The organism is Bradyrhizobium sp. McL0615 (genome assembly GCF_049993905.1).
In the GTDB taxonomy this organism is placed as follows: domain Bacteria; phylum Pseudomonadota; class Alphaproteobacteria; order Rhizobiales; family Xanthobacteraceae; genus Bradyrhizobium.
Genome location: NZ_CP188254.1, coordinates 6,240,158 through 6,255,118, shown reverse-complemented (window position 1 = coordinate 6,255,118; position 14,961 = coordinate 6,240,158). Strand labels below are relative to the sequence as shown.

Sequence of the window (14,961 nt, the reverse complement as noted above, 5' to 3'; positions counted from 1 at the left end):
GATGGCAATGGCTGAAGCCGAAACCCAGAAGGGCTTCATCGACGTTCGCGACATGGGCGTGACGTTCGGCGCCCACGACAACAAGGTCGTCGCCGTCGAGAACGTATCGCTCAACGTGCAGCCGGGCGAGTTCGTCTCGCTGATTGGGCCGTCGGGCTGCGGCAAGTCGACCTTGCTCAGCATCGTCGCCGGCTTCGTCAAGCCGACGCTTGGCGAGGCGAAGCTCGACGGCAAAGCGATCACCAGGCCCGGCTCGGACCGCGGTGTCGTGTTCCAGCAATATTCGCTCTTTCCCTGGCTGTCGGTTCGCAAGAACGTTGAGTTCGGCCTGAAGATGGCCGGCGTCGAGCAAAGCAAGCGCAACACCACGGCCCGCGCGCTGCTCGATCTCGCCGGACTGCTGTCGTTCGAGAACCATTATCCCGACCAGCTTTCCGGCGGCATGAAGCAGCGCATCGGCATCGTCCGCGCGCTGGCGACAAGTCCGCAGGTACTGCTGATGGACGAACCGTTCGGTGCGCTCGACACGCAAACCCGCGTCGTGATGCAGGAAATCCTGACCAATATCTGGCAGCAGTTCAAGATCTCGGTGCTGTTCATCACCCACGATATCGAAGAGTCGATTTTCCTCTCCGACCGCATCTACGTCATGACGGCGCGGCCGGGCCGCATCAAGGCGGAAATCAAGGTGCCGCTGCCACGTCCGCGCAGGGCCGAGATGACCGACACGCCGGAATTCATGAACCTGGTGCAGGAGCTCAAGGGGCTGATCCGCGAAGAGTCGCTGGCCGCCATGGCTCCCGAGATCAAGGATCGAGGCCTTTCAGGCTTCGGAATGAAAGTGGGACCGAAAGGAGTAGGCGAGATCTTCTGAGACAATACTGAACGTCGCGGCCGCACAGGCGCGAAACACCAATCAACGACATCAACCAAGGAGAGACGCGAAGAGCGCGCGCGTCAACGACGACCTGCGCCTGCGTCACAGATCGGAGAATTCAATGGCAACGAAACCAAACATACTGTTTTTCCACGTCGACAACCTCGGCATGGGCGAACTCGGCTGCTACGGCGGCGGCATTCTGCGCGGCGCTGATACCAAGCGCATGGACGCTTTCTCCAAGCAAGGCGTCAAGCTGACGCATTATGTCGTCGAGCCGCAGTGCACGCCGACCCGCTCGGCGCTGATGACCGGCCGCTTTCCGATCCGCTCGGGCAACCATACCATCGCGCTCGGCGGCAATGGCGGCGGCATCGTCAAGTGGGAGCGCACCATCGGCTCGATCCTGTCGGAAGCCGGTTATGCCACCTCGATCTACGGCAAGTGGCACATCGGCGCCGAGGACGGCCGCTTCCCGACCGATCACGGTTTTGACGAATGGTATGGCCCCTTACGCACCTATGACGAATGCATGTGGCTGACCGACCCGCATTATGTGCCGGAGCGCGACGGCTTCTCGCACATGCACGAGGGCGCCAAGGGCAAGGGTGCGTGGCCGCTCAAGGACGAGCAGCTCACCATGGAGACCAAGAAGACCTGCGACCTCGAGTACCAGAAGCGCGCCATCAAGTTCATGGAAAAGTCCGTCAAGGCGGACAAGCCGTTCTACTGCTACTTCAACCACTCGCTGATGCACTTCCCGATGAGCCCACGCGATGAATTCGTCGGCAAGAGCACCAATGGCGATTGGGGCGACTGCCTCCTGATGCTCGACCACGACTTCGGCGTGCTGCTCGACAAGCTCGATGAACTCGGCGTTGCCGATAACACCATCGTCGTGATGTGCGGCGACAACGGCGCCGAAGATCACCTCGCCGGCCGTGGCACCGGCGGCTTCTTCGACGGTTCCTACTTCAGTTCCGCGGAAGGCGGCATCCGCACTCCGCTTCTGATCCGCTGGCCGAACCGGATTCCGGCAGGCATTGAAAGCAACGAGATGGTTCATGTCACCGACATGTTCACCACGCTGCTGTCGATGACCGGCTGCAAGGCACCCGCCGACCGGCTGATCGACGGTGTCGACCAGAGCCCGTTCTTCCTCGGCAAGCAGGAAACCTCCAACCGCGAGTCCTGCATCGTCTGGCTCAAGGATGAATTGCACGCCGTGAAGTGGAAGGACTTCAAGATCAACTTCAAGCGGCAGCAGCACTTTCACGATCCGGAACTGGCGCTCGGATTTGCCCGCATCACGCATCTGAAGGAAGACCCGAAGGAGCGTGATGCCGTCAACCAGCGTTACGTACGCTGGTGGGTGATGCAGCACGCCCAGCGCATCATCAGGGATTTCGAGGAGAGCGCCAAGAAGGAGGAGCTGATTCCGCCCGGCGCCGCGCTTGATTTCGTGCCCAAGCAACACGCCAAGGCCTGAATGCGATGACTGCACCGACGAGAGCGGAAACGATCGCGCATGGTGCAGCCGGCCATCGCCGGGGAGAGGGCTGCTGCGTTCTCCCCGGCAAGGCCAAATCGGGCTTGGTGCCCGACGCGGTCAAGCCCGAAGCCATGAACTGGATCCCGGGCGGCAACTTCCTGATGGGCTCCAACAGCTTCTATCGGGAGGAACGCCCGGTCCGTCCAGCCTTCGTCGATGGCTTCTGGATAGACATCTACCCGGTCACCAACGCCGAATTCCGGAAATTCGTCGAGGCGACGGGATATGTCACCTATTCCGAGCGTCCGCCGAATCCGGCGATGTATCCCGATGCCGATCCGGCGTTGCTAGTGCCGGGTTCGCTGGTGTTTGTTAAACCGGATCGCCCGGTCAGCTTGCGTAACAATCTCGCCTGGTGGGAATATCGCCCCGGCGCGGACTGGCGGCATCCGGAGGGGCCGGAGAGTTCGATCGCCGGTCGCGACGATCATCCCGTCGTGCACGTCGCTCATGAGGACGCGCTCGCCTATGCGGCATGGTGCGGCAAGCAATTGCCGAGCGAAGCGGAATGGGAGTTCGCCGCCCGCGGCGGTCTTGAAGGCAAAGCCTATCCCTGGGGCGATGCCGCCAATCCCGAAGGACGGTTTCTGGCCAACACCTGGCAGGGTCAATTCCCCCACGAGAATCTAACCGAGGACGGATACGAGGGGACTTCGCCGGTCGACGCGTTTCCTGCGAACGGTTACGGCCTGTTCGACATGGTCGGCAATGTCTGGGAATGGACGTCGAGCCCGTATGACGCCGCCCCCGATCAGCCGCCGCAATCCTGCTGCCATCCAAACGCCGGCGATGACCGGTCGACGCGCCGCGTCGTGAAAGGTGGCTCGCATCTCTGCGCGCCCAACTACTGCCTTCGGTATCGGCCGTCGGCCCGTCAGGGCGAAACGGCCGATTCCTCCACCTGTCATATCGGCTTCCGCTGCGTCGTCCATAAACCGCCTGGCGGCTGACGCGCCACCGGTTTCGAACAAGCCGTCAACATATTCCGGATACTTCCATGCAAGTCGCGACCCCCGCCGTCACCCAATCAGAATTCGAAGACGCGCCGTCGATCGCAGCGGTGCTTCGTGCCCCGAACCTTTTCGTTCGGGAATCGCTGGCCGGCATCATTACGGCGCTGGCGCTGATCCCCGAGGTGATTTCGTTCTCGTTTGTCTCGGGCGTCGATCCCAAGGTGGCGCTGGTCTCCTCGATCGTGCTGTGCCTCGCGATGTCCGTTCTCGGCGGCAGGCCGGCCATGGTCACGGCGGCGGCCGGTTCGATCGCGCTGGTGATCGGGCCGATGGTGAAGCTGCATGGGGTTGGCTATGTCCTGCCGACCATCCTGCTGGCGGGTATCATCCAGATCGCGTTCGGGCTTGCGGGCCTGGCGCGGCTGACACGCTTCATCCCGCGTTCGGTGATGATTGGCTTCGTCAACGCGCTCGGCATTCTGATCTTCGCCGCGCAGGTGCCTCATATTTTCAACGTACCGTGGCTGGTCTATCCGCTGTTCGCATTGACGATTGCGATCGTCCTTGTCACGCCGCGCATCACGACATCGGTGCCGGCGCCGCTGGTCGCCATCATCGTGGTGACATCGATCGTGATTTTGGGGCATCTCACGGTGCCCAATGTCGGCGGCGAGGGCACTATGGCGTCGGGGCTGCCCGGCATCACCGCGTTCGCGGTCCCGCTCGACTTCAGCACGCTGCGCATCATCTGGCCGACCGCCATCAGCGTTGCCTTTGTCGGCCTGCTCGAGACGCTGCTGACCGCCAAGCTGGTCGACGACCTGACCGATACGCGGTCGCACAAGGGCAAAGAATCCTGGGCGCTCGGCATCGCCAACATCGCCGCCGGTTTCTATGGCGGCATTGGCGGTTGCGCGATGATCGCCCAGACCGTCGTCAACGTGAAAATCGGGCAGGGCCGCACCCGCATTTCGACGGCGGTCGCCGCCATTGTGCTGCTGGTGCTGGTGACGGGCTTAAGCGAGTTGATGGCGCAGATACCGATGGTGGCGTTGGCCGCCGTCATGATGATCGCCGCGCTCAAGACCATCGACTGGCACAGCGTCCGGCCGGCGACGTTCCGGCGGATGCCGATCCCGGAAACGATGGTCATGGTGACGACGGTTGCGGTGACCGTCGTCACCGGCAACCTCGCTATCGGTATCGCCGTCGGCGTGGTGCTGGCGATGATCCTGTTCGCGCGTCGCGTCGCGCATGTCATTCGCGCCGAGCGCACCGTGAGCCAGGACGGAATGTCGGTCCATTACAATGTCCATGGCCCATTGTTCTTCGGCTCCAGCAACGATCTCGTCGAGCGTTTCTCCTATGGCGCCGACCCCAAGCGCGTCCTGATCGATCTGACCCATTCCCAGATCTGGGATGCGTCGAGCGTCGCAGCACTGGATTCGATCGAAACCAAGTACCGCGAGCATGGTGCGACCGTCACCTTCACCGGGCTCGACCAGCGCAGTTCATCGTTTCACCAGCGGCTAACCGGCCAGCTTGGCGCGTGAATTGCAAGATTGCAGGACCAGAGGATCAATCGATGGCCATCTTTCATTGGATATCGGCTTTCACCGGCAGGATCATGCGAGCCTGGGCCGGGCGCTACCGGCCTGAGCGGCATTATATGCGCGGGACCGGACCGGCATCGAAGCGAAGTCAGGGCGCCGGCTCGTAGGCGGAATCTGTTGACAAAAAGGCTCCGGAAAACCGGAGCCTTTTGCTTGCATCAATTTGCGCCAAGCCGCTCTTGCGTGAACCTCAGGGCTTACCGTGCGTCGCGGGCGTCTTGCCCGTCAGTCCCTTGAACGGGTCGAGGGTTTGCTTGGCAAGGCGGTTGTGAAGTTCACAGATCTTCTGCGACTCGGCGACCGAATTCTCATAGGCGCGCTTCACGAATTCGGTCTGAACCGACATCGCCTTGTCGAGCGAGCGAACGCCGCTGAGCTGTTCGACAAACGATCCGAACTCTTCAAGCGATTTCCGTGTGTAGTCGCGATAGGCATTCGCGATGGTCTGCAGGCTCACCGGCGCAAGCTCGGCTGATGCAAGCCCGGCCGGTGCCGGTTCGGCTAACGCGGGTTCGGCGGCCGGCGGCGCGGCTGACGCAGACTCGGCGGGCAAGGGTTCGGAAGGCGAGGGTTCGGGAGGCGAGGACGCCAAAGCCGGCTGCGGCTCGGGCGACGCGGCGACGGCAACGACAGGCTCTTGGACGGCCGGCTCCAGATCCGCCTTCGGGCTCTCCGCGTGAACCGGCTCCGGCTGCTGCAGTTGCTGATCCTGATCCGGGCTCTGCGGTTGAGCCGGCGCCGGGCTTTCAGGCAAACCCGGTTGCGAAACTGCCTCTTGGGCAACAGCTTTCTTGCGCTTCTCGCCCTTGCCCTTGCCCCGTCCGGATTTCCCGGCCGATTTGGTCCCATCTGTCGTCGACATCTTTTTCCCCTCTTCCCTGTCAACCCGAAGGTCGAGACTCTGTCTTGTTTACGATGGAATCGCGGTTCTTGCTTGTCCGTCGCGCGGCGCTCGCGTGGTGAGATTTTGAAAGTCGCGTCGGCGGCCGGTTTTGCCGGTGGCTGACGCCGAGACTCCTCCACGCGCTTTTTCCGTGATATCAGTTCCTCGTCAGGCGTGGGGGTAGTCGAGTATGAATTCGCAGTCAGTCGCCGGTCTTTTGGGAGCCATCGTGGCATCGATCGTGATGGTGGTTGCGATCGCCTACGGGCCGATCGGCCAGTTCGGAAAGCCCGCCAGGCCGGCGAGTTTCCAGCAACCCGCGACGCTTCAGCCGGTTCCCGCCGTGCCAGCCCCGCGCGGGCCGGTGATTCGGGAAGTTCCGAACTAGGGGCGGATCCTTGCGGAATGCTCAGGGCGTTCCTATCTAGCACTTAACGGCGACGTTGACGCTTCAAAGCTCCGGCGCTGGGACGACCATGAATAGTTTGGCTGCGCCGGATGTACGCGCGCCCTCTGTTCGTGGTCGTTGGCATTTTCAGAGCATTTTCAAGCGAAGCTGGCCCTGGACCCGCTCGGGCGGCGACTAACGATCCGCCCAATTGGGCGAGCACCGGGCCGATTTCACTCCCGTTTTCACTGTCCGGTCACCTCGTTCTCGAAGCTCGCCTTGGCATGTCGGGCGGCTGCGGATATACGCTGGCGATCATGAATGACGCCATCAAACCGGGCCCCGAAACCCCGTCGCAGGCCGGTTTGCCTGAGCTTTCGGTCGTTGTGCCGACCTTCAATGAGCGCGACAACGTCACGGTGCTGTACCGGCGGTTGGCGGCCACACTTACCGGCATTGCCTGGGAAGTGGTCTTTGTCGATGACAATTCCCCTGACGGGACCTGGGAAGTGGTGCGGGGGCTGGCGCGGAAGGACTCGCGCGTGCGCTGCATCCGCCGGATCGGGAGGCGCGGCCTGTCGGGTGCCTGCATCGAGGGCATTTTGGCCTCGAGCGGCCCGTATGCGGCCGTCATCGACGCCGATCTGCAGCACGACGAAACGCAACTGCCGAAGATGGTCGCGCTGCTGCAAAGCGGCGAGGCGGAACTCGTGGTCGGTAGCCGCTATATCGAGGGCGGCAGCGCCGACAGTTTCGACAAGCAGCGGGCAGGGGCCAGCCAGCTTGCAACCGAGGTCGCCCGGCGCGCCCTGAAGGTCGAGGTCGCCGATCCCATGAGCGGCTTCTTCATGATCCGCCGCGATCGCTTCGAGCAACTGGCGCCGCAGCTCTCGACCCAGGGCTTCAAGATACTGCTCGACATCATTGCGACTGCGCAGGGCAAGCTGCGTACGATCGAAATTCCCTACACCTTCGGTTCGCGCCAGCACGGCGAAAGCAAGCTCGATTCCATGGTGGCACTGGATTTCCTCGGCCTGGTGCTGGCGAAGTTGACGAATGACGTGGTGTCGCTGCGTTTCCTGTTGTTCGCCATGGTCGGCGGCACCGGCCTCGTCGTGCATCTTACGGCGCTCTTCATTGCGCATGAGATTCTGAAGGAGCCGTTCGCGGAAGCGCAGGCGGCCGGCGCGCTGATTGCCATGACCAGCAATTTCATCCTGAACAACTTCCTCACCTATCGCGACCAGCGGCTGAAGGGATTTGCAATCCTGCGCGGTCTGTTGCTGTTCTATCTCGTTTGCGGCGTCGGACTGCTCGCCAATGTCGGTGTCGCGTTCGCGGTCTTCGACCAGGAACCGATCTGGTGGCTCGCGGGCGCAGCGGGAGCACTGATGGGCGTGGTCTGGAACTACGCGATGTCCGGACTGTTCGTCTGGCGCAAGCGATGACGGACAGCATTTTCGAAGCGGATAGCCGGTTCGCGTGAAGAGTGACGGAATGACGTGCTCCGCTCACACTCTGCCGTCATCGCCCGGCTTGACCGGGCGACCCCGTACGCCGCGACCTATCGGGTTGATCGCAGGCTTCCCGGCGTCCAGGATCCGCGCTTTCGCGGGGATGACCGGTGGCGGGCGGGCTCCAAAATGAAGTCCGGCGAGGCGCGGGTTGCCCTCAACACGGGTTTGGCGATCCTGGGGCTGGTGGCGCTGCGCCTGATCGCCGCGGCGTTTACGCCGATCACCTTCGACGAAGCCTATTACTGGATGTGGTCGAAGCATCTCGCCGGCGGCTTTTACGATCATCCGCCTGGCGTCGCGGTGGTGATCCGGCTCGGCACGCTGATCGCAGGCGATACCGAATTCGGCGTCCGGCTGGTCTCGATCCTGCTGGCGCTGCCGATGAGCTGGGCGATCTATCAGGCCGCCGCCATCCTGTTTGGCAGCCGGCGCGTGGCCGCCTCGTCGGCGATCCTGCTGAACATCACGTTGATGGCCGCGGTCGGCACCATGATCGTCACGCCGGACGCGCCGCTTTTGGTGGCTTCCAGCCTGCTGCTGTTTGCGCTCGCCAAGGTGCTGCAGACCGGCCGCGGCGTGTGGTGGCTGGCGGTCGGCGCGGCCGCCGGTTGCGCGTTGCTGTCGAAATACACCGCGCTGTTCTTCGGTCCGGCGATCCTGATCTGGCTGGTCGCCGTTCCCAAACTGCGGCACTGGCTGATCTCGCCATGGCTGTATCTCGGCGGGCTCGTCGCGCTGGCTCTGTTTGCGCCGGTCATTCTCTGGAACGGCGACCACCACTGGGTGTCCTTTATCAAGCAGATGGGGCGGGCAAGGATCGAGGATTTCCGCCCGGTCTTCATCGCCGAGTTGATTCCGACGCAGATTATATTCGCCACGCCGCTGGTGTGGATGCTCGGCGCGATGGGGCTGTACGCGCTGTTCCGCCAACGTGCCGGCGCGCGACCGGCGCGCGTGCTCGTCAATACGATGTTCTGGGTCATCGTCGCCTATTTCGTCTGGCACTCGCTGCATGCCCGCGTCGAGGCCAACTGGTTTGCGCCGGTCTACCCGGCGTTTGTGATCGCCGCGGCCGTCGCCGCGCATCTGGTCGAATGGGAGCCGCGCTGGCAGCGCGTGGTCGATTTCTGCAGGCGCTGGGCCGCGCCGGGCGGTGTGTTGATGTTCATACTGCTGGTCGTGCAGGCCGACACCGGCATGCTGTCGGGCTATCGCCGCGATGCCACCGTGCGCAGCGTCGGCATCGGCTGGCGCGAAACGGCTGCCGCGATCGAAGCGGCGAGGGCGCGAACGGGAGCCACATGCGTGCTGGCCTCGGACTACGGCACCACCGGCTGGCTCGCCTTCCATCTACCGAAGGGCACCTGTGTGGCGCAGCAGAACCAGCGCATCCGCTGGGTCAACATGCCTGAGCCCGATGCGGCGCAGCTGGCCGGCCCATTACTCTATGTCCGCGAAGTCTTTCCGGGCGATGCGCCGTTGCAGGACATGTTCGCCCGCGTCGAGAAGGTCGGCGAGGTCGAGCGCAAGCGCGGGCCGCTGCTGATCGAGACCTATGCGCTGCATCTGCTGGAAGGGCCGAAGGGCGAGGTATTCGACCGCACGCCGCCGCCGGAATTGCAGTAGGGCGACGCGGCCGGTCACTCCGCGGCGTCGGGATGCATTCGTTGATCCATCGGGCTTTGTTCGTCCCGCCACAGCCAGACCGTGAGCGAGCCTGACCGGCCGCGAATCTGCGTCTCGACGGGGCCGGCAAGGCTGCCGGTTTTCAGCCGGGCGCCGATGTCTTCCGCCGCGATGCGCAGCGTATCGCTCAGCGCCAGCCGGACATCGTGGCGGGCCGCCACTTCCATCAGGCGGCTCGCCACGTTCACGGTGTCGCCGGTTGCGGTGATGTGCTGGTGATTGCGGCCGCCGAGCCGGGAGGCGACGGTCGGTCCGAAATGTGCGCCGATCTTAAAGCCAATTCGCGCCGCCATTTCCGGCGGCAACGCCTCGATCCAGCGTTCGGTCTTGACGCAGAGCGCGATCGAACATTGCGCCGCGCGCGCGGCGTCATCCGGCGCAGCCTCCGGCAGCCCGAACAAGATCATGGCGCCATCGCCAAGAAAACTCGTGATCATGCCGCCGCACCGCGTCACTTCCTTGTCGACCAGGGCGTGAAACTCCTTCAAGAGCGCCCGCGTGGCCTCCGGATCGAGCGTTTCGCTGAGCGAGGTAAATCCGGACAGGTCGACGAACACGACGGCGGCGTTCTGCCTGACCGGCGCCAGCAGGAAATCAGGATCGCGCGTCAGCCATTCCTGCAGGCCCGGCGTCTGGAATTGTTCAAGCAGCCTGTTTTGGACGGCGAGATACTGTGCGTTGCGCCGGCCCGACCATAGTTGCAACGCACCGAACAGGATGACCGGCGGCACCGCCGCGGCCATCGTCGTTGCGGCGTCGAGCCATATGCCGTGCGCGAAAGCAGCCGTGTTCGCAGCCGCCCATGCCAGCATCACCGCGCTGACCGTGAGCAGACCGAAAGCGTTTCGCCGCCACGCCAGCAAACCGATCAGCAGCATCGGGAGCAGGATCGTCGTGATGGCCTCGATGACGCGAACCGGCCCGTTGCGCACGACGCTGTCACCTGCGACCAGATGCGTGATCGCGGTGGAAATGATTTCCACCCCCGGCATCAGTGAATCGAACGGCGTCGGGAAGAAGTCGCCGGCGCCGGTGGCGGTCGCGCCGATGACGACGATCCGGCCCTGAATGGCTTCCTTGTCGACCTGGCCGTCGACCAGATTTGCGGCGCTGACGGTGCGAATGGTGCGGCGCGGGCCGTAATAGGAAATCGGCAGCGCATAATCGGAGGCGGTCGCGATCGACCGGTCACCGAACAGCAGGCGGTCGGGCTCGATGGTCAGCTTCTGACCGATCGCGACGGATGCGACACGAAGCGGAAACGACAATTCGATCTTGTCGCCTGTCCGAAACAGCATAGGGACCGACATCGGCGTTCCGCTCTGTCCCGTCGCCACATTAGCGATGCCGACTTCCGCACGGTCTGCAAAGGCCGGGAGCGGCAGCAGGAAACGGTCGGCCTTCGGCAGGCGGGCCAGTGGCCCGTCGTCTTCCACGGAAGGCTGAACGGTGTTCGAAAATACCGCCGCCGCTGCCAGCACGGTCGGACTCGCCGCGAGCGCTTTCGCGAACGCCGCATCGCCATCGACAGGTCCCTTGTCGACCAGGAGAAGATCGATCGCGATGACCTTCGGCTCCAGCCGCGCGATCGCCTCGATGATCTTGGCAATCTCGGTGCGCGGCAGCGGATAGGTGCCGGCCAGCTTGACGATGGTATCGTCGATCGCAACGATCGTGACGAGGTCCGGCGGTGCCTTTACGTCGCGCGCCAACGTTCGCACATCTGACAATGCCGACTCGAGCCGGTCGAGAAACCGCAAATGGCCGCTGCTATGGCCGAGCCAGATCGCGCCGGCCCAGAGTCCCGTGCAGAGCAACGCAACCAGAATGTGAAGACGTCGACGGTTCATTTGCGTGTCTTCTATTGTGCCAATCTTGCCATCAGGGCTGTCACGCGCGCAGGCGGCCAGCGCTTGACGATCAGTGCGCCCGACGGCTCGACATCGACGCCGTCACCGGCGCCGAGTACAACACTGCCGCGGCCGGCGGGCCGTGCCACGCGGACGCGGCCGTTGACGACGAAGACCGATGTCTTTGCACCTTCGGCGTCTACCGCCCACTTGGTGCCGCGCACCGCCGCAATCGCCTGCGGCGTCACTACATCGAATTTGGTGCGGCCCGGCTGCTTCGGCACCTCGAGCAGCAGGGCCTTGTTGCTGAGTTCGACGGAATCGACATGGCCATCGCGGTTGCGATCCCTGAGCTCGAACTTCGCGCCGCTTTCGGCGACGATCGTGATCGCTGTCGGACAGCGCAGCGTTTGCGTTCCCAGCGCCGACTGCTCGGCATTGCAGCCCAGTTTCGCAGGCTGGGCTGCTGCGTCCGCGGTCAGCAGCAGCAGACTTGAACAAGCGATCCATCCGGCGCGCGCCAGCCTCGACATGGCAACTTCCCCTTCCGGGCACGGGAGAAAATTGGACTGATACGGTACCGTATCATACTGGCGCCCCCACGTGCAAAGCGAAAAGGTGCGCAGATAATGTGTCTGCCGGCGGGCCATAAGGTTCGGCGAAAACTCCGATCGCGCAGTGCGACCCAAAAGGCGTCGTAAACGACCGTTTACAGCGCTGAAAAGGCAGAAATTAGAAGAGGTTGAATGGACCCCTTCCGGATGTGGCCACCCCCGCGCGCCCTGCGGGAACGCAAGGCCGGTATGCAACTTGTCGCGTGGGCACCGGAACGGCGATTTTCGACGCGTCCTTTGGCGCGGCAGTGTCGGAGCGACGCGCCGTAAAACGTCTTGTAGGCAGATCAACCAGAATCGAGGTTTTGTCATGTCCGGTTCCGCCCTGAAACCCGCCGCCGAACTCGCGCGCGGCAACAGCGTGCGCTTTCCCAATGAGAGCGCCGAATATCGCTGCGCCCGCGAGCAATTGCTGGCGGAGGAGATCGAACTGCGCCGCCACATCGAGCGCGTCGCCGAGTTGCGCCGCACGCTGCCGCCGGGAGGGGCGGTGACAAAGAACTATGCGTTCGAAGGCGAGGGCGGCAAGGCGGCCTTGCCGGACCTGTTCGGCAACAAGCAGACGCTCGTGATCTACAGCTACATGTTCGGTCCCGCACGCGAGCAGCCATGCCCGATGTGCACGTCCTTCATGAGCACCTGGGAAGCAAAGCTGCCCGATGTCGAGCAGCGCATCGCGTTCGTGTTCGTGGCGCGCTCGCCGATCGCGCGGCTGATCGAGGCGAAGAGGGCGCGGGGCTGGACACAGCACCGGATCTACTCGGACGCGTCGGGCGATTTTACGCGCGACTATGTCAGCGCAGCCGATGCCGACGCGCCTGGCTACAACGTGTTCACGCGCCGCGACGGCAGCATCCGCCATTTCTGGGCCGGCGAAATGGGGCCCTCGACCGCCGATCCCGGGCAGGATCCGCGCGGCGCGCCCGACATGGATCCGCTGTGGACCATTTTGGACACCACGCCGGAAGGGCGCGGCAAGGATTGGTATCCGCGGTTGAGTTATTAGCGCCGCGCTCGCGCCGGGTGCCGGCCTGTTTACAAATCCTGAGATTGATGTATGTGATCGCGCGCTTCCGCCGATCCATGGAAAGACGATGCTTCGTTTAGACACCAATCCATCACGTGATGCAGGCCAGCCGGTCGTCCGGCATGGTCGTGCCTTGACGTGCGCCGCTGGCGTGTCTTCGATGAGTGAATCGTACCGCCAAGGCAATCTACCAGCGTAACGCGGCAGCGGGTCTCCCTCTGCCGCCAAGGCAGGGAATGATCCGCGGTATGCCATTTGTGGCAAGCTCGACCTCGCAATTCCTCCCTGCCTGCAAACCAAACCGACCTGTGTCGCGACTGACACGGGACGCTCCGGAGTCCTGAACGGCCTTCGGAACGACGTAGTGCAGTGAAGGAGAGTGAGATGCGATCCGATCCCTACCAGGAGCGCGCCCGGGCTTTGGCTGTCGAGGCCGGGCGCGACCCCGATGCGAAGATCGACCGGCCCGGCCAGCGGCCGATGCCGACGTGGTGCCTGTTTCGCGACGCGGCGCGCAAGGAGAAGCTTGTGCGCGATGCGCAGGGCGTTGCCGCCGATATCGCGCTCAAGCCGCAGGCCGCGCAATACCAGAACAGCCCGCTCAAGGTCTTCGGCAAGCACGATGACGCGACGATCGCGCAGATGCGCAATTGCATGTCGGTCGGCAACGCGGTCGCCGGCGTGATTTGCGCTGACGGTCATCTCGGCTATGCCCAGCCGGTCGGCGGCGTGATTGCCTATGAGAAGCAGATCAGCATCTCCGGTGTCGGCTTCGACATCGGTTGCGGTAACATGGCCGTGCGCCTCGACACGCCGTTCAGCCAGATCGAAGGCAACGTTGGCACGATCATCAAGGACGTGCACAACGTGATCTCGTTCGGCGTCGGACGCACCAACGACGAGCGGGTCGAGCATGAACTGTTCGACGACGCGGATGCGTGGCACGAGTCCGACATGGGCGCGTACCGGCAGAAGGCGGTGGCGCAACTCGGCACCGTCGGATCGGGCAACCACTACGTCGACCTGTTGCGCGACGAGGCGGGCTTTGTCTGGATCGGCGTGCACTTCGGCAGCCGCGGCCTCGGTCACACCAGCGCGACCCGCTACCTCAAGGCCGCCGGCGGCAAGGACGGCATGAACGTGCCGCCCGCCGTGATCGACGAGGACAGCGAGGTCGGACGGCGTTACATCGCGGCGATGCAACTCGCCGGGCGCTACTCCTATGCCGGACGCGAGTGGGTAATCGATCGCGTGCGCCGCATCATCGGCGGCGAAGTCACCGACATGGTTCACAACCACCACAATTACGCGTGGCGGGAGAATCATGGCGGCAGGGATTTGTGGGTGGTGCGCAAGGGCGCAACGCCGGCATTCCCCGGCCAGCGTGGCTTCATCGGCGGCTCGATGGGCGATGACGCGGTCATCGTTGAAGGCGTCGACAGCGAGGAGGCGAAGGCTTCGCTGTACTCGACGGTGCACGGCGCGGGCCGCTTGTTCGGTCGCAAGGAGGCCAAGCGGCGGTTCACGCGGGCCGAGATGGACGCCTGGCTGCAATCGCGCGGCGTGACGCTGGTGGGCGCCGACCTCGATGAAAGCCCGATGGCCTATCGCCGGCTGCCGGAGGTGCTGGCCGAGCACGGCGGTTCGATCAGGGTGCAGCACACGCTGCGTCCGTTCGCGGTCGCCATGGCCGGCGAGAACGAGTTCGACCCGTTCAAGGACTAGCGGTATCGACCCTCGGACCAAGTCCGGGGGCATGTTTCGCTGGAAAACGCGCCAATGCCGCAACTTGGCCCGATATGGGACATCCGGTGGGCAGACACACCGGATGTCACCAATTTTGGTGGAACCCGTCGCACAAATACGGAATCGATTTATTCAATAATTACATATACTTGTGCCGCGCCTTACATCCGCCCGAGTTTAAGTCGGATTTAACTAAAAGCCGCCTTAATGGCGCTCTGTGCCTCTGCGAGATGCTGTTGGGGACCTATCCGGACG

12 protein-coding genes are annotated in these 14,961 nt (G+C 63.6%); 9 read left to right on the top strand and 3 right to left on the bottom strand.

The window, feature by feature from the left end; translation table 11 throughout:
- Position 1: 1 nt before the first annotated feature.
- From ACPPVP_RS30185 to ACPPVP_RS30170, 4 genes are all read left to right on the top strand, one after another.
- Complete coding sequence (locus tag ACPPVP_RS30185) at positions 2–874, top strand: ABC transporter ATP-binding protein (RefSeq protein WP_426538142.1); 873 nt, start codon at positions 2–4, stop codon at positions 872–874.
- 124 nt (positions 875–998) lie between these two features.
- Positions 999–2,366: an arylsulfatase gene (locus ACPPVP_RS30180; RefSeq protein WP_426527165.1), complete on the top strand. Its 1,368-nt coding sequence runs from the start codon at positions 999–1,001 to the stop codon at positions 2,364–2,366.
- 5 nt (positions 2,367–2,371) lie between these two features.
- Positions 2,372–3,379 (top strand): formylglycine-generating enzyme family protein, encoded by a 1,008-nt coding sequence (locus ACPPVP_RS30175; protein WP_426527163.1) that lies wholly within the window; start codon positions 2,372–2,374, stop codon positions 3,377–3,379.
- A 47-nt stretch (positions 3,380–3,426) separates the two neighbouring features.
- On the top strand, positions 3,427–4,935 hold the full coding sequence (locus tag ACPPVP_RS30170) for a SulP family inorganic anion transporter (protein ID WP_426527161.1): 1,509 nt from the start codon (positions 3,427–3,429) through the stop codon (positions 4,933–4,935).
- Positions 4,936–5,185: 250 nt separating this feature from the next.
- Here the strand turns inward: ACPPVP_RS30170 and ACPPVP_RS30165 are convergent, their stop codons facing one another.
- Positions 5,186–5,548, bottom strand: coding sequence for a phasin family protein (locus tag ACPPVP_RS30165; protein ID WP_426538140.1), 363 nt, complete (start codon positions 5,546–5,548; stop codon positions 5,186–5,188).
- A gap of 520 nt (positions 5,549–6,068) precedes the next feature.
- Here ACPPVP_RS30165 and ACPPVP_RS30160 point away from each other — a divergent pair.
- The 3 genes from ACPPVP_RS30160 (at position 6,069) to ACPPVP_RS30150 (ending at position 9,409) form a co-directional block, all read left to right on the top strand.
- The gene (locus tag ACPPVP_RS30160; protein ID WP_426527159.1) at positions 6,069–6,266 is read left to right on the top strand and encodes a hypothetical protein; all 198 of its coding nucleotides are present in this window, start codon (positions 6,069–6,071) and stop codon (positions 6,264–6,266) included.
- 317 nt (positions 6,267–6,583) lie between these two features.
- Positions 6,584–7,714, top strand: coding sequence for a glycosyltransferase (locus tag ACPPVP_RS30155; RefSeq protein ID WP_426538138.1), 1,131 nt, complete (start codon positions 6,584–6,586; stop codon positions 7,712–7,714).
- Positions 7,715–7,909: 195 nt separating this feature from the next.
- Entirely contained in the window at positions 7,910–9,409 is a 1,500-nt protein-coding gene (locus ACPPVP_RS30150; protein WP_426527157.1) for a glycosyltransferase family 39 protein, read from the top strand.
- A gap of 14 nt (positions 9,410–9,423) precedes the next feature.
- Here ACPPVP_RS30150 and ACPPVP_RS30145 read toward each other — a convergent pair whose 3' ends face one another.
- On the bottom strand, positions 9,424–11,319 hold the full coding sequence (locus ACPPVP_RS30145) for a CHASE2 domain-containing protein (protein WP_426527155.1): 1,896 nt from the start codon (positions 11,317–11,319) through the stop codon (positions 9,424–9,426).
- Positions 11,320–11,330: 11 nt separating this feature from the next.
- Positions 11,331–11,852, bottom strand: a complete 522-nt coding sequence (locus ACPPVP_RS30140) for a FecR domain-containing protein (protein ID WP_426527153.1) — start codon at positions 11,850–11,852, stop codon at positions 11,331–11,333.
- Positions 11,853–12,243: 391 nt separating this feature from the next.
- Between ACPPVP_RS30140 and ACPPVP_RS30135 the strand changes: the two genes are divergently transcribed.
- Together ACPPVP_RS30135 and ACPPVP_RS30130 are read left to right on the top strand one after the other, a co-directional pair.
- Positions 12,244–12,939, top strand: coding sequence for a DUF899 family protein (locus ACPPVP_RS30135; protein WP_426527151.1), 696 nt, complete (start codon positions 12,244–12,246; stop codon positions 12,937–12,939).
- A 405-nt stretch (positions 12,940–13,344) separates the two neighbouring features.
- Positions 13,345–14,685 carry an RtcB family protein gene (locus ACPPVP_RS30130; RefSeq protein WP_426527149.1) on the top strand — a complete coding sequence of 447 codons (1,341 nt, stop codon included), beginning with the start codon at positions 13,345–13,347 and terminating at the stop codon, positions 14,683–14,685.
- The last annotated feature ends 276 nt before the right edge of the window (positions 14,686–14,961 follow it).